At 59.0% G+C, this 14876-nt stretch carries 14 protein-coding genes and 1 pseudogene; 10 read left to right on the top strand and 5 right to left on the bottom strand.

The genetic code is table 11. The features are described 5' to 3' along the window. The coding region (locus ACIO0C_RS08630) for a hypothetical protein (protein ID WP_401310309.1) at positions 1-204 on the bottom strand (204 nt) is incomplete at its 3' end. A 212-nt stretch (positions 205-416) separates the two neighbouring features. Between ACIO0C_RS08630 and ACIO0C_RS08625 the strand changes: the two genes are divergently transcribed. Continuing rightward, positions 417-749: a DUF2513 domain-containing protein gene (locus tag ACIO0C_RS08625; protein WP_401310307.1), complete on the top strand. Its 333-nt coding sequence runs from the start codon at positions 417-419 to the stop codon at positions 747-749. Positions 750-1056: 307 nt separating this feature from the next. Here the strand turns inward: ACIO0C_RS08625 and ACIO0C_RS08620 are convergent, their stop codons facing one another. Together ACIO0C_RS08620 and ACIO0C_RS08615 are read right to left on the bottom strand one after the other, a co-directional pair. Next, a complete protein-coding gene (locus ACIO0C_RS08620) occupies positions 1057-1836 on the bottom strand; it encodes an SDR family NAD(P)-dependent oxidoreductase (protein ID WP_401310304.1) in 780 nt (259 codons plus the stop codon). A 176-nt stretch (positions 1837-2012) separates the two neighbouring features. Next, positions 2013-2966: a 2-hydroxyacid dehydrogenase gene (locus tag ACIO0C_RS08615; RefSeq protein ID WP_401310301.1), complete on the bottom strand. Its 954-nt coding sequence runs from the start codon at positions 2964-2966 to the stop codon at positions 2013-2015. Between ACIO0C_RS08615 and ACIO0C_RS08610 the strand changes: the two genes are divergently transcribed. Next, complete coding sequence (locus ACIO0C_RS08610) at positions 2905-3291, top strand: hypothetical protein (RefSeq protein WP_401310330.1); 387 nt, start codon at positions 2905-2907, stop codon at positions 3289-3291. The two genes, ACIO0C_RS08615 and ACIO0C_RS08610, sit on opposite strands and share 62 nt — an antisense overlap. Before the next feature lie 55 nt (positions 3292-3346). Here the strand turns inward: ACIO0C_RS08610 and ACIO0C_RS08605 are convergent. Next, positions 3347-4189, bottom strand: a pseudogene (locus ACIO0C_RS08605) (alpha/beta fold hydrolase); the annotation flags it as partial. Between the two features lie 108 nt (positions 4190-4297). Between ACIO0C_RS08605 and ACIO0C_RS08600 the strand changes: the two are divergent. Next, entirely contained in the window at positions 4298-4747 is a 450-nt protein-coding gene (locus tag ACIO0C_RS08600; RefSeq protein WP_401310298.1) for a MerR family transcriptional regulator, read from the top strand. Between the two features lie 53 nt (positions 4748-4800). Here ACIO0C_RS08600 and ACIO0C_RS08595 read toward each other — a convergent pair whose 3' ends face one another. Further along, complete coding sequence (locus ACIO0C_RS08595) at positions 4801-5802, bottom strand: acetoacetate decarboxylase (ADC) (protein WP_401310296.1); 1002 nt, start codon at positions 5800-5802, stop codon at positions 4801-4803. A gap of 215 nt (positions 5803-6017) precedes the next feature. Between ACIO0C_RS08595 and ACIO0C_RS08590 the strand changes: the two genes are divergently transcribed. The 7 genes from ACIO0C_RS08590 (at position 6018) to ACIO0C_RS08560 (ending at position 14859) form a co-directional block, all read left to right on the top strand. Further along, a complete protein-coding gene (locus tag ACIO0C_RS08590) occupies positions 6018-7250 on the top strand; it encodes an NADH:flavin oxidoreductase/NADH oxidase family protein (protein WP_401310293.1) in 1233 nt (410 codons plus the stop codon). Positions 7251-7377: 127 nt separating this feature from the next. After that, complete coding sequence (gene hutC, locus ACIO0C_RS08585) at positions 7378-8130, top strand: histidine utilization repressor (protein ID WP_180204918.1); 753 nt, start codon at positions 7378-7380, stop codon at positions 8128-8130. A 395-nt stretch (positions 8131-8525) separates the two neighbouring features. After that, on the top strand, positions 8526-10205 hold the full coding sequence (gene hutU, locus ACIO0C_RS08580; RefSeq protein WP_401310289.1) for a urocanate hydratase: 1680 nt from the start codon (positions 8526-8528) through the stop codon (positions 10203-10205). Positions 10206-10339: 134 nt separating this feature from the next. Beyond that, positions 10340-11506, top strand: a complete 1167-nt coding sequence (locus ACIO0C_RS08575; RefSeq protein WP_401310286.1) for a CaiB/BaiF CoA transferase family protein — start codon at positions 10340-10342, stop codon at positions 11504-11506. Beyond that, positions 11496-12638, top strand: coding sequence for an acyl-CoA dehydrogenase family protein (locus ACIO0C_RS08570; RefSeq protein ID WP_401310283.1), 1143 nt, complete (start codon positions 11496-11498; stop codon positions 12636-12638). Before ACIO0C_RS08575 ends, ACIO0C_RS08570 begins: the two co-directional genes overlap by 11 nt. Positions 12639-12733: 95 nt before the next feature. Then, on the top strand, positions 12734-14161 hold the full coding sequence (locus ACIO0C_RS08565; RefSeq protein ID WP_401310280.1) for a purine-cytosine permease family protein: 1428 nt from the start codon (positions 12734-12736) through the stop codon (positions 14159-14161). A 77-nt stretch (positions 14162-14238) separates the two neighbouring features. Then, entirely contained in the window at positions 14239-14859 is a 621-nt protein-coding gene (locus ACIO0C_RS08560; RefSeq protein ID WP_401310277.1) for a TetR/AcrR family transcriptional regulator, read from the top strand. Positions 14860-14876 lie beyond the last annotated feature (17 nt).

The following is a 14876-nucleotide window of genomic DNA, read 5'->3' as shown; positions in this document are numbered from 1 at the left end:
CTCAGAAGCAAAAACACGTTCATGTCGACTCCAGAGTTTACTGGTATACGCCATCCAGCTCATCGCCTCAGATGGAATGACCGCAATGGGTCGATTTCGGCCCGTCACGACAGTCGGAAAACGGCCAAAAGCGGCCAGTGCCAACTGGCTGTAATCGGCTAACCGTCCGGGCATCCCACCTTGTGATAGAGCCATTTGACTCATCTAAAAATCACGACGCTTTGCCGAGCAGGGGCAGGACTCATGGAGCGAGCTTGAAGACGTGTTGACGGCTATCCGCTTGGCTGGATTGTGGGAACCTCATGAAATCAAATACAGTGGGTTTGTCGCAGGTCTTAAGACTCAGGAGCCAAGCCGGCTTTTTGTATCTATAGCAATTCGATAAGAATAGAATCGAACCAAAGCAGTCAATTTCTGTGGGGTGCAATGTGAAACGAGACAACACGCTGATTTTTGGAGTTTTGTCGTGCATTGAATCCAGCCTGATATCCGTTGGGTCGTCATATTCGGAAATTACGCATCAGCTAGAACACGACTATGGCGTCTCTGATGATAGTGAGCATCTTGGAGATTTCCTAAGAAGCTTGGAGTATCAGATGGAGATCCTCGAAGATGCTGGATTCGTGAAGAAATACTCAGAACACTACGATACTCCGGACAATATTTTTTATCGTTTGACGTGGGCTGGACACGATTATCTCGATGACAGAAGAACGGCTGGTTGCTTAGTCACGCGGCTTGTCACTTAAGGACCCGCCATCATGCAGATGAAAAGCTTAAGCGTATCTCGTCAGGATCACATGTGACTTTGTTTCCCAGTTGGGATATCAAGATAGGCCAACTAGTACGAAATGTGGTTGACTTACTGAAGTCGTATCCGGGCACACGCATCATCGACAGTAGCTTTATAACGATGCTCGCCTTCCATACTGCCTACCCCTGCAAAAAAATGATCTAGGTTGCACCCTATTGAAAAGGGGCCAGATTTATTATTCCTTCCCTTTTTGGACAGAAATGAAAAATAAATCTGAGAATCATCTGGCCGGCCTCCCCACCTCAACGGGGACTTTTATTCTCAGAGAGGCAGTTACCGCCGTCGACCACAAGAAGCTCGCCCGTAATGTAGCTGGACTCTGGAGAAGCAAGAAAAGCTACCGCGGCAGCAACCTCCTCCGGTCTACCGGCGCGCCCAACTGGAACATATCGCGCTGCAGTCAATTCCTCAGCAGTGCTGGACTGCGTCGCGATCCACCCAGGGGCAACAGAGTTCACAGTAATGCCGTATGGCGCGACTTCCAGCGCCAAGCTCATGTTCATCCCTACTATTCCGGCTTTTGCCGCCGCATAGGCTGCCTCGCCAGGGTTGCTGACGCGGGTGCCAGTCGTAGAACTGATATGGACGATGCGCCCGTATCGACGATGCTGCATTCCCGGCAACACTGCTCGGGTCAGCAAAAATGCAGTCGTCAGATTACGGGCAATCGAGGTGTTCCAGACATCGACGCTCATATGGGCCAAGTCGGAGAACACTTCGGCTTCGCCCTGAACCGCCATACCGGCGTTGTTCACAAGCACATCGATTCGGCCCCATAGTGATTCAGCCCAGGTCACCAGTTCGACGACCTGAGCAGGCTGAGTGAGATCTGCAGCGCGCCCTTCCACCTCATAACCTTCCGCGCTCAGTTGCGCGACACGATCATGGATACGGGCACTGCTACCGGTGATGATCAGCCTTGCGCCCAAGTCTCCAAGACGCTTCGCGATGGCGAGACCAATCCCATGTTCGCTGCCAGCTCCACTGACCAATGCGACCTGCCCACTCCAGTTTTTGAACACGCAATGCTCCACAGGGATATACAGGAAATACTGTCTACCAGTTGAGAATAGACGATGCCTGCGCTGCAGCGATTCGCCTAGGATTTTGAGAGGCTACATTTGGCAGAACCGTGCCGTTGCTCATCGGCAGCTATGGGGCCAAAGGCAGCCAGCCAGAGCGACCGCTGGCGTCTCCTTCACTGCAAGGCCTGCAGGTCGCACTGCTGGTTCACTTGAGTCAGAACAGCCTCCCCCGCGAAATGCGTCGCCAGATTATCGAACGTCAGATCCAGCATTGCCTGAACTGTCGCATGAGTAGTACTGGCCATATGCGGTGTCAGGACCACGTTGGGCAACTCCAGCAATGCCTGGGAAACGTGCGGTTCATCGCAAAACACATCGAGCCCCGCCGCAAGAATCCTGCGCTCGCGCAAGGCCTCGACAAGGGCCTGTTCGTCGACGATGGAGCCGAGCGCGATATTGATCAATACAACGCTGGGGCCAAGCGCTGCCAGCACGGCCGCGTTGATCATGCCGTGAGTCTCGGCGCCACCGCTCGCGCACACCACCAGATAGTCGACACTCGCTGCCAGTGCCTGCACATCGCTGCACCAGCGATAGGGCACATCAGCCTTTGGCGTGCGCCCCGTGTACGCAATGCTCATACCGAACGCCTGGGCTCGTAACGCCACTGCCCTGCCAATACGGCCCAAACCAACGATGCCGATTCGCCCGCCGAACACCCGCGCGGTCATCGGATGGCGCCCGGACGGCCATTCACCTCGTCGCACAAACCGGTCGGCGCTCAGTACCTGGCGTGCGGCACACAGCAACAGCGCGATGGCGAAATCTGCAATGTCGTCGGTGGACAGTCCAGGGGTATGGGTGACACAGACGTTGTGTTCGCGCGCGGCTTCAAGATCGATTCCGTCGTAACCGACACCCAGCACCGAGATGATTTCGAGCACTGGCAGTCGAACGATCAATACACGGGGCACGCTGGATTCGGCCGTTGCAACAATGCCTCGCACAGTGGGAGCCAGTTCCCTGAACCGCGTTCTCGACGAGGAATCGGAGGAGCTACTGAGGGTGCGCGAAAGACTGGTGGGCGTGCCCTTGAAATCGGCACTGCGCGAGATCCTGGCCAACATCATTCGTGTCGAAACACGCCTGTTCAAATTGAACAAGGCCTTTCACTTGCCTTACCACTGCGCCCTTCACCTGGGAATGTGGCGCGGTCCTTACCGCACGACAGGTGAGTTCATCGAAGCGACCTGGCTGCCGCTCCTGCATCTGTACGAGCATGAGATCACCACGCAGCACCCCGCCTTGTCGGCTTATTTGCTCGGGCAGGGATTGCGCAGCGTCATCCGCTCGGTATTGGAGGATATGCCGGCACAGCTGGAACATCCGGCCTTGCTCGACAGCCTGGTCGCCATGGCTATCGGTTGCCTGCGTCCGTCTGCGTTCGACTGACAGGTGGTCTCTGGAATGCAGAGGGGCAGGCTTTTTTACCCGCCCCTCCCGTTGCCTAACCTCGAATGAAAGCAAGCAAGTCGGCGTTGATGGTATCGGCGTTCGTTGTGGGCATGCCGTGGGGGAAGCCCGAGTAGGTTTTCAGCGTGCTGTTTTGCAACAGCTTGGCTGACAGGAGCCCGGAGTTTTCATAAGGCACGATCTGGTCATCATCACCGTGCATCACCAGTACGGGAATGGTGATGCTCTTCAGGTCTTCGGTGAAGTCAGTCTGGGAAAAGGCCACGATCCCGTCATAGTGTGCCTTTGCACTGCCCATCATGCCTTGCCGCCACCAGTTGCGGATGATGCCCTCGGACGGTTTCGCGCCCGGGCGGTTATAACCGTAGAAAGGCCCGGCCGGGACGTCGTGGTAGAACTGGGCGCGGTTGGCCTTGAGTTGTGCCTGCAAGTCATCGAAAACCGATTTCGGCAGCCCGCCCGGATTGTTTTCAGTCTTGACCATCAGCGGCGGCACGGCGCTGATGATGGCGGCCTTCGACACGCGGTCTTCGCCGTGACGGGCAATGTAGTGGATGACTTCACCGCCGCCGGTGGAATGGCCCACATGGACTGCGCCCTGCACGCCAAGGTGGTTGACGACGGCCGCGACGTCATCGGCATAGTGATCCATGTCGTGCCCGTCCCAGACCTGGCTGGATCGCCCGTGGCCGCGCCGGTCGTGTGCAATCACCCGATAGCCGTTGGCCAGGAAAAACAGCATCTGCGCATCCCAGTCGTCTGCACTCAGTGGCCATCCGTGATGAAAGAAGATCACTTGGGCATCCCGTGGGCCCCAGTCTTTGTAAAAGATCTCGACACCGTCCTGCGTAGTGACATGACTCATGCTCGTATCTCCTGTGTGGTAGGGAAGCCACGACCGAAAGCATCAAACCTGCGCCGCTTGGCTGCCAAATGACTTTAGGTTTAAAGTCAACTTTAAGGTCAATGGTTTTTTGGGTGGACTATGAGAATAGGCGAACTGGCGAAAATCAGCGGATTGGCGCCTTCACGCATCCGCTTCTACGAAGCGAGCGGCCTGATCAAGTCTGTCGCGCGCAAAGCCAACGGCTATCGGGACTATGCACCTGACACTGAGTGGGTCCTGGAGATCATCACGGGTGCACAGGCGGCGGGGTTTTCACTGGAAGAAATCCGCCAATTGCTGCCAATGAATGCAAGCGGTTGGCGGCATGACGAGTTGCTCAGCGGGCTCAAGCGCAAGGTTGAGGAAATCGAAATCCTGCAGCAACGCCTGGCGCAGAATAAAGCGCAACTGCTGCTGGTGATCGAGGGCGTCGAGAGCAAGCCCGAGGGCATGGGCTGCGCGGACAACACGCAGTTGTTACTCAATCGTCTGCGCGAAGAGAGTGTGGCGGCAGTTTCAGGCAGCCGTTCAGTTGCGCCTTCCAAGTAAAATGCAACCTGCCAGGCTTATAAGGCCTGGGAGGCTTTTGCCGGATTGTTGAATCAGTGCGCACTCACCAGGGTATCAAGTGGTTTCGGCGCATAGAGGGCACTTTGGAACGCTGGCACATATTCGTACTTCATCATTTTCCCCAGCTTCAGGGAGCGGATGTAATTCGACAGGTTGCCCTCGCCTAGCGTGAGGGTTGCCGAATCCGCACTCCGGCTGGAGCCGTGGCTGAGCTGGCGGGACACAGCGTATCCATAGGCCAGTTGGCCCTGGTGATCGAGATTGGTAAAGCTGCTGGTGACGATATCGACGTCACTGGACAGGTCGTCGAGTTTCTTCGCCTTGAAAGACACGTCCACTTTGCCGGTCTGGCTGTCGGTGATGTCATAGACCACCGATTGCGCATCCTCTTTTCGCTCGATGCCCGTCAACCATTTCGGCAGGTTGTAACCGACGACCCCGCGAACCCTGGCGAGCTCGGTATTGACCGGCAGCTTGAGCACATAACCCCAGAAATCACCCGACATCGACTGGCCAATCAGTGTGAACGGACCCAGGTTGGATTTGCCGGGCTTGTTGGTGATGATCGACACGGCGACCTCGTTGTAGGCGTCGTTATCGCAGTGCTCATAGGTGTAGGCGGTAAACGCGATCAAGCCTCGGCCTGGCCAGATCTGCAGGGGCTGGACGGTTGCCAATACCTCAGGCGGCATCAGTGCCCGGAGCCTGTCCAGGTCTGCCGTATACACCGCCGTGACGCGACTGTTCTCGTAGTAGAAGTTTGGCGAGTACGACTCAAAGCCTATGTCGACCTTGTTCTTCTCCAGGCCTTTGAACCAGCTCAAATCAACGCCCGGGACTTCTGCTGCAATCACCGACAACGGCGGGTTGGAGCGAAAACGATCGTACAAGCCGCCCTTGACGACTGGCACCTGGTGACCGGCTATGTCAATCAGGGTGGTGTCGTCGTGGCCGGGCATTTCAGGCACCTGCGCCAACGCAGGGTTAAATGGGTTGAACAGCAGTCCTGTTAAAACGGCGCTTGCGAGTTTCAATCTGTCTCTCTCCGGGTGATTGCATCAGCTTGATGGCATCGGCCAGGGCAGGCTTGCAGGGCCTGCTTGAAATCACCCTAACGTTAAACTGAACTTTAAGGTCAAGCGCCGCCTTGGGTATCGAACGAAGGTATTTTTAACGACGTTGAAAAAGGTATTGACCTTAAAGTTCACTTCAATCTTAAGGTGGCCCCATGTCAACTGAGGACCGCCCCATGAATGTATTCGACACCCTGATGCTTCCCAACGGTTCGACCATCAAGAACCGCATCGCCAAAGCCGCCATGGAAGAGAACATGGCGGACGCCGAGCATGCCCCTTCCGAAGAACTGCTGCGCCTGTACCAGGCGTGGGCAGACGGTGGCTCCGGCCTGATTATCACGGGCAACGTAATGGTCGACGGCCGTGCCATGACCGGCCCCGGTGGCGTGGTGCTGCAGGATGACCAGCAACTGGACAAGTTCAAGCGCTGGGCGCGAATCGGTCGATCCGGTGGTGCGCAATTCTGGCTGCAAATCAATCACCCTGGCCGCCAGATGCAGGCAAACCTCGGGCAAAAGACCTGGGCACCGTCGGCCATACCGCTGAACCTGGGCACAATGTCCAAGCATTTCGCCACGCCTCGCGCGATGACCCCCAGCGTGATTGAAGAGGTCATCCAGCGCTTTGCGCACACCGCACGTCTTGGCGAACAGGCCGGTTTCACCGGCGTGGAAATTCACGCCGCCCATGGCTATCTGTTGAGTCAGTTCCTGTCGCCGCTGACCAATCAAAGAACGGATCAATGGGGAGGTTCCCTGGAAAACCGCGCGCGCCTGCTGCTCGCAATCGTCGACGCTGTAAGGGCCGTGGTGTCCGCGGATTTTGCGGTAGCGGTCAAACTGAATTCCGCCGATTTCCAGCGGGGAGGATTCACCGCTGAGGACGCCAGGAAGGTGGTTGAACTGCTCAACGATCGGGGTGTGGATCTGGTGGAGTTATCCGGTGGCAGCTACGAGGCACCCGCCATGCAGGGCGATGCGCGCGATGGTCGCACCCTGGCTCGCGAGGCCTATTTCGTTGAGTTTGCCCATGACATCCAGACCGTCGCCAGGATGCCCGTGATGGTCACCGGCGGCGTGCGTCGACGTCCCGTGGCCGACAGGGTTGTCCAGAGTGGCGTGGACATGGTGGGCATCGGGACGGCGCTGGCCATTGATCCCCACCTGCCTCGTGATTGGCGCTTGGGTCACGACAACGCGCCGCAATTACCGCCGATCACCTGGAAAAACAAAGCCATTGCCTCGTTGGCCAACATGGCGGTCGTCAAGTTCCAGCTGCGCAAGCTCAGCCAAGATAAAAAGCCCGATCCGAAGGTATCACCGTTACGCGCGCTGATCCTGCAACAGCTCGCCAATGCATGTCGCACTCGCCAATATCGGCGATGGATTGAAAAGCGTTCGACGTGACTCGACGCTTGCCTGGGTGATGTCGCAGCAATTGCCTGGGGCCTCGTCTACGCATAGGCGTATCTGCCGTAGCTCGGTAAACTAGCCGGCAAGCTAGTCGGGGCAATTTTTCAATTCAGGAATCAACGTGGCCAAATCTATTGAGGACAATGCGTCTCTCGAGTCTTTTTCGCTCGAGAGTCCCTCCCCGCTGTATGCGAGGGTCAAGCAAATCATCATGCAGAAGATTCGCTCCGGTGCCTGGTTGCCCAATTCCAAGGTTCCGTCGGAAAGCGAATTGCTGAATTTGCTGGGGGTCAGTCGCATGACCATCAACCGTGCCTTGCGCGAGCTGACTATTGAAGGCTCGCTGGTGCGGATGCAAGGGGTTGGCACCTTCGTTGCCGAGCCCAAGGGGCATGCCGCATTGTTCGAGATCCACAACATCGCCGAAGAAATCGAGGCCCGGGGTCACGAACATCGCTGCGAAGTGATCGTGCTCGAAGAGATGCCTGAACGGGCCCGTGCTTCGATGCCCTTCCCCCTCGAAGGGGTCAAGCGCCTGTTCCATTCGGTGGTGGTGCATCACGAGAATGGCGTGCCGGTGCAGATCGAAGAACGCTTCGTCAACGCCGAGGTCGCACCCGCTTATCTGCAGCAGGACTTCACCAAGGTCACGCCCTATGCCTACCTGATCCAGTTGGCCCCGTTGACCGAGGGCGAACATGTGGTCGAGTCGATCCACGCCAAGTCCGCCGAGTGCAAGCTGTTGCAAATCAAACGCTATGAGCCGTGCCTGTTGATTCGCCGCCGTACCTGGGCAGCCAAAGGCCAGGTCGGCTGTGCGCGGCTGGTTTATCCGGGGTCGCGTTATCGACTGGAAGGCAAGTTCGGTAGCTGATCCCACGGGTCGAGCGGCCCCCGCTTGCCGCTCGACCTGCCTGTTGTTGCAGACATCCTGCCGACATTGTTACTGCCACCACCCGAAGTGGCAAAAAGGTGACATTCCGTCGTTCCCATCCGCCAAAAAGTGTTACGTAATGCTCGGCTTCGCATCAGCTTATCGAAAAGTTGCAACAGAATTTTGTCTCTGCTGTGCATAGGGCATTTTTTCTTTGTTTTCTTAAGCTATTGAATTAAATCAGTTTATTTTACTTTTACATTTTTCTAGAGGTCGTCAAGTCTGATTTTGGCCTCTCACTTGCATTCACTTGTACATACAGGTTGATATAAGCGCATACAGATAAGCTGGACCGCGCCGCCAACCCGCTAACCGCTGAATGAGAGGAGATGACCATGACCGCCAAGACCACCCGCCTGCGTGACGTCGAAATCCGCGCTGCCCGCGGCAGCAAGCTGACCGCCAAGAGCTGGCTGACCGAAGCGCCGTTGCGCATGCTGATGAACAACCTCGACCCGGAAGTTGCCGAGAACCCTAAAGAACTGGTGGTTTACGGTGGCATCGGTCGTGCGGCACGTAACTGGGAGTGCTACGACAAGATCGTCGAGAGCCTGACCAATCTGAACGACGACGAGACCCTGCTGGTGCAATCCGGCAAGCCGGTCGGCGTGTTCAAGACCTACGCCAATGCCCCGCGGGTGCTGATCGCCAACTCCAACCTGGTGCCAAAGTGGGCCAGCTGGGAACACTTCAACGAACTGGACGCCAAAGGCCTGGCCATGTACGGCCAGATGACCGCCGGCAGCTGGATCTACATCGGCAGCCAGGGCATCGTCCAAGGCACTTACGAAACTTTCGTCGAAGCCGGCCGCCAGCACTACAACGATGACCTGAAAGGTCGTTGGGTCCTGACCGCAGGCCTCGGTGGCATGGGTGGTGCTCAACCTCTGGCTGCAACCCTGGCCGGCGCGTGCTCGCTGAACATCGAATGCCAGCAGGTCAGCATCGATTTTCGCCTGAAAAGCCGTTACGTCGATGAGCAAGCCAAAGACCTCGACGACGCGCTGGCGCGTATCGACAAGTACACCAAGGAAGGCAAAGCGATCTCCATCGCGCTGCTCGGTAACGCCGCTGAAATCCTGCCGGAACTGGTCAAGCGCGGTGTGCGTCCGGACATGGTCACCGACCAGACCAGCGCCCACGATCCACTCAACGGTTACCTGCCGGCCGGCTGGACCTGGGACCAGTACCGCGCTCGCGCCAAGACTGAACCTGCCGCTGTGATCAAGGCCGCCAAGCAATCGATGGCCGTGCACGTCAAAGCGATGCTGGACTTCCAGAAAATGGGCGTGCCGACTTTCGACTACGGCAACAACATCCGTCAGATGGCCCAGGAAGAAGGTGTGGAAAACGCATTCGACTTCCCAGGCTTTGTACCGGCCTACATCCGTCCACTGTTCTGCCGTGGCATCGGCCCGTTCCGTTGGGCTGCGCTGTCGGGTAACGCCGAAGACATCTACAAGACCGACGCCAAGGTAAAAGAGCTGATCCCGGACGACGCCCACCTGCACAACTGGCTGGACATGGCGCGCGAGCGCATCAGCTTCCAGGGTCTGCCGGCGCGTATCTGCTGGGTCGGTCTGGGCCTGCGCGCCAAGCTGGGCCTGGCGTTCAACGAAATGGTGCGCAGCGGTGAGCTGTCCGCGCCAATCGTGATCGGTCGCGACCACCTGGACTCCGGTTCTGTTTCCAGCCCGAACCGCGAGACCGAGTCGATGCAGGACGGTTCCGATGCCGTGTCCGACTGGCCACTGCTCAACGCCCTGCTCAACACCGCAAGCGGCGCGACCTGGGTGTCCCTGCACCACGGCGGCGGCGTCGGCATGGGCTTCTCCCAGCACTCGGGCATGGTGATTGTCTGCGACGGTACCGATGAAGCGGCCGAGCGTATCGCGCGCGTGCTGCACAACGACCCGGCGACCGGCGTCATGCGCCACGCCGATGCGGGTTATCAGATCGCGATCGACTGCGCCAAGGAACAAGGGCTGAACCTGCCGATGATCACCGGCCAATAAAGAGCCCTCGGATTAACGCAAAAACCTGTAGGAGCGAGGCTTGCCCGCGAAGGCGTCTTTTCTGACACACCGCGGTTAGCGAGCAAGCTTCGCTCCTACAGGGGATCAATAGCCCTATTCGAGGAGCCTGCATCATGAGCAGCAGCCCGTTTACCCAACAACTGCAGGGCGTTCGCGTGCTGGACTTGAGTCGCGTCCTGGCCGGCCCGCACTGCACCGCAATGCTGGCGGACCTTGGCGCCGACGTGATCAAGTTCGAAGTGCCGGGACACGGCGATGACAGCCGTCACCTGGGGCCCTTCAAGGACGGGGAGAGCGTTTACTTCGGCCTGATCAATCGCGGCAAGCGCAGTGTCGAGATGGATTTCAAGTCCAGCGAAGACCTGGCCCGCCTGTATGAACTGGTGCGCGACGCCGACGTCGTAGTGGAGAACTTCCGCCCCGGCGTCACCCGGCGCCTGGGCATCGATTTCGACACCCTCAAGCAATACAACCCCGGGCTGATCTACGCGAGCATCTCCGGCTTCGGTCAGCATGGCCCGCTGTCAGCCAACCCGGCCTATGACATCGTCGCGCAGGCGATGTCCGGGCTGATGAGCGTCACCGGTTTTGCCGAGACAGGACCGACCCGCAGCGGCGAGGCCATCGGCGACTTGTGTGCCGGGGTCTACGCCGCCTGGGCCATCAGCTCGGCGTTGTTCGCCCGCGAGCGGCACGCGCCGGGCCCGCAATACATCGACGTCGCCATGTTCGACGTGTTGTTCAGCCTGCAAATGACCGGCCTGTCCAATCTCTTTGCCAATGGCGTCGCGCCGGGCCTGGTCGGCAACCGCCATCCGGTGTCGACCCCCTTCGATACCTATCGCGCGGCGGATGGCCAGGTGGTCATCGCGGTCGCCAGCAACAAACTGTTCCAGCGCCTGTGCGAATCCATGGGCAAACCAGAACTGGCCAGTGACCCACGCTTCGCCGATGACCCGCAACGCACGCAGAACGAGCCGGCCCTGCGCGCCGAAATCGAACACTGGACCGGCCAACTGAGTGTCGACCAGGCCTGCGACACACTCCTCGATGCCGGCGTGCCGTCCTCCCCGGTGTGGAACCTCGCCCAGGCTGCCGACAGCGAACAGGCGCAAGTTCGTCAATTGCTGGTTCGCCCCGAGGGCTGCGAGCAGCCACTGGTGCCGCAACCGGTTTTCTTCAATGGCCATAAACCCCATGCCCTCACCCTGGCCCCTCGCCTGGGCGCTGACAACGCGGCATTCGGACTGAACAAACAGGAGCTTTCCCATGAACTTTGAATTGGACCAGGTCGAACTGGCCGTTATCGAATCCGCTGAAAAACTGGCCCGTGAAGTGATCCAGCCGCGCGCCCAGCATTACGACGAAACCGAGACGTTCTGTGCCGAGAGCCTGCAAGCCCTGGCTGAACTGGGCGGCATGGGCATCAACCTGCCCGAAGAATATGGTGGCCTGGGCATCGGCAGTCTGGCGATGAGCCGCGTGGTCGAGGCTGTCGCCGGTGCCTGCGCCTCAACGGCGTCGGCCCTGACCGCGCACTTCCTGGCGACCGACTCGATCCTGATCGGCGGCACCCAAGCGCAAAAGCAGGAATGGCTGCCCCGTGCTGCCAGTGGCGAGTTGCTCGGGGCATTCGCCCTGACCGAACCGGCCGCGGGTTCCAACCCGGCCGACATGCGCTGCCGGGCGCAGGCTGAAAACGGCGGCTGGAGAATCCGCGGCAGCAAGCACTACATCACCAACGCCCGGGAAGCCGGTTTCATCGTGCTCTACGCCAAGACCGACGCCGACGCCGGGCACAAGGGCATCAGCGCCTTCATGATTCCCCAGGGCACTGCGGGCATCAGCTTCTCCAGCCCGGAAAAAACCATGGGCCTGCGCGGCAGCACCATCTATGAACTGTCCCTGGACTGCTGGCTGCCGGCATCGGCACTGCTGGGCAGCGAAGGCGCCGGCTTCAACACCGCCATGGCCGTACTCGATCGCGGCCGCGTCGAAGTCGCCGCCATGTCCCTGGGTGTTGCCAATGCGGCGTTGCAGGCAAGCCTTGGCTGGGTGCGCGAACGGCAGATCGGGCCCAAGCCGCTGGCGGCCTATCAAGGCACCCAATGGCGCATCGCCGACATGTACGCGCAGCTGGAAGCGGCCCGCATGCTCACCTGGAAAGCCGCCGCGCGCCGCGACAGCGGTGAACGCTTCAGCCTGGAATCGGCCACTGCCAAGTTGTTCGCCGCCGAATGCGCCGGCTTCATCACCGATGCCGCACTGCAACTGCATGGCGGCTACGGCTACATCCGCGACCTGCCGCTGGAACGCTATGTGCGCGACGCGCGGATTCTGCGGATTTTCGAGGGCACTTCGGAAGTGCAGAAAATCATCGTTTCGCGAAGCGTGCTCGACGCCCAGCGCTAACCAGGCAAAAAACCGGGGCCTGACTTGCAGGCCCCATCCCTAGTGTCCCCACCTGAGAAGGCTGTCGTATCCCACGACACCCGAGAGGAACCGCCATGTCCGCCTCCAAAGAAAGTGCGCAGCGCAAGACGTATATAGAACGGCGATCCATCGATTACATCCCCGAATCCGAGCGCCATGGACGGCTGCTCAGTCAATTCACCCTGTGGTTCGGCGCCAACCTGCAAGTCACCGCCATCGTCACCGGGGCCCTGGCCGTGGTGCTGGGCGGCGATGTGTTCTGGTCGCTGATCGGGTTGCTGATCGGCCAACTACTGGGCGGCGCGATCATGGCCCTGCACGCGGCCCAGGGCCCGCAGCTGGGCCTGCCGCAAATGATCTCCAGCCGTGTGCAGTTCGGTGTCTACGGCGCCGTCATCCCCATCGTTCTGGCCTGCCTGATGTACGTGGGGTTCTCGGCCAGCGGCTCGGTGCTCGCCGGCCAGGCTATCAGCCAGTTGGTAAACGTCAGTGATGGCACCGGCATTCTGATTTTCGCGGCCATGATCGTCGTGCTGACCGTGCTGGGCTATCGCACCATCCATTGGATCGGACGGCTGTCGAGCCTCATTGGCGTGGTGTCGTTTTTCTACCTGTTCTACCGCTTGCTGTCCGTCCACGACATCGGCGAACTGCTGGCCAACCGGCATTTTTCCCTGAGCAGCTTTCTGCTGGCGATCTCGCTGTCGGCCTCCTGGCAGATCGCGTTCGGCCCCTATGTCGCCGACTATTCGCGCTATCTGCCGAGAAGCACATCGGCCCTGAAAACCTTTCTCGCCGTCGGGCTGGGATCGGTCATCGGCACCCAGATCTCAATGATCTTCGGTGTGTTCGTCGCCGCGCTGGCGGGGGATCAGTTCGCCGGTCACGAGGTATCCTACATCGTTGGCCTGGGTGCGAGCGGCTTTGTGGCGTCGCTGCTGTTTTTCAGCATCGTGTTCGGCAAGGTCACCATCACCACCCTCAATGCTTATGGCAGCTTCATGTCATTGGCAACCATCGTCAGCGGTTTTCGCGGCAATCAGGAAATTACCAGGGTGTCGCGCCTGCTCTACATCCTGGTCATGGTCGGCGCGGCGACAGCACTGGCCTTGATGGGCCGGCACTCGTTCCTGCATGACTTCTCTGCCTTTATCCTGTTCCTGCTGGCGTTTTTCACCCCCTGGAGCGCGATCAACCTGGTGGATTTCTACCTGGTGACCAAAGAGCGCTACGACATTCCGGCCCTGTCGGATCCTGATGGCCGCTACGGCCGCTGGAACCGGCCCGGCATCGCGGTGTACACCCTCGGCGTGGTGATCCAGATGCCATTCATTGCCACCAGCTTCTACACCGGCCCGCTGGTCGAAACCCTCGGCGGCACCGATATTTCATGGCTGATCGGCCTGATAGTGCCCGCCTTCATCTACTACTGGGTGGCACGGGGCTCGCACCAACGCGTGCCTTCGCGGCTGATTCTCCCGCAAGAGTCCAATCCGCTCTGATCCGGCTGCAGGGCGGCGCGCCAAGGCCGCCCTGCCTGTTAACCCTGAACGATCAACTTTTCCCAGATGACACCACCATGCTTGCAATCGATGTTCCCACCCATTCGCCACTCAGCGCTCGCGACCGGCTGGATCACGCTGCAGTCGAGCTATTCGCAACACGTGGCTTCCAGGCCATTGGCTTGCGTGACCTGGCAGCTCACCTCGGGTTGCAGGCCGGGTCGCTTTACCATCACATCGAAAATAAACAGTGCCTGTTGTTCGAGCTCATCGAGTCCGCTTTGTCCGACCTGCTGACCACCACCAGGCGTCGCATGAAAGGTGCCAAGACCCCTGCCGAACGGGTACGCCGTTTTGTCCAGGCCTTCGTAAGCTTTACCTTGAAAGAAAAGCACCGATTGATACTGGTGACCCGCGAGTTCGTGAACCTCAACGAGGCCCACAAACACCACGCCGACAAGTTGATGCGTGCGCACCGCGCGATGTTGAGCGACATCATCGCCGATGAACACGAATCGAAGAACAAACCCTATGCCGAGACCTGCCTGATCACCCATGCAGTGATGGGTATGCTCTATGGCCAGTTGCATTGGAGCGAACTGGAGATTACCGAGCAGCGCCTGACGGAATTACTCACCGGTTGCGTCATGCGCATGATCGCAAGCAGCAAGGAAGATTTTCGACAAGCAACGTATTGAGTGGTCACGAATGGGTG

Origin of the sequence: Pseudomonas sp. NPDC087336 (genome assembly GCF_044744285.1) — a bacterium.
In the GTDB taxonomy this organism is placed as follows: Bacteria; Pseudomonadota; Gammaproteobacteria; order Pseudomonadales; family Pseudomonadaceae; genus Aquipseudomonas.
The sequence above is the reverse complement of the archived record's forward strand: the minus strand, read 5'-3'. Positions and strand labels throughout refer to the sequence as shown.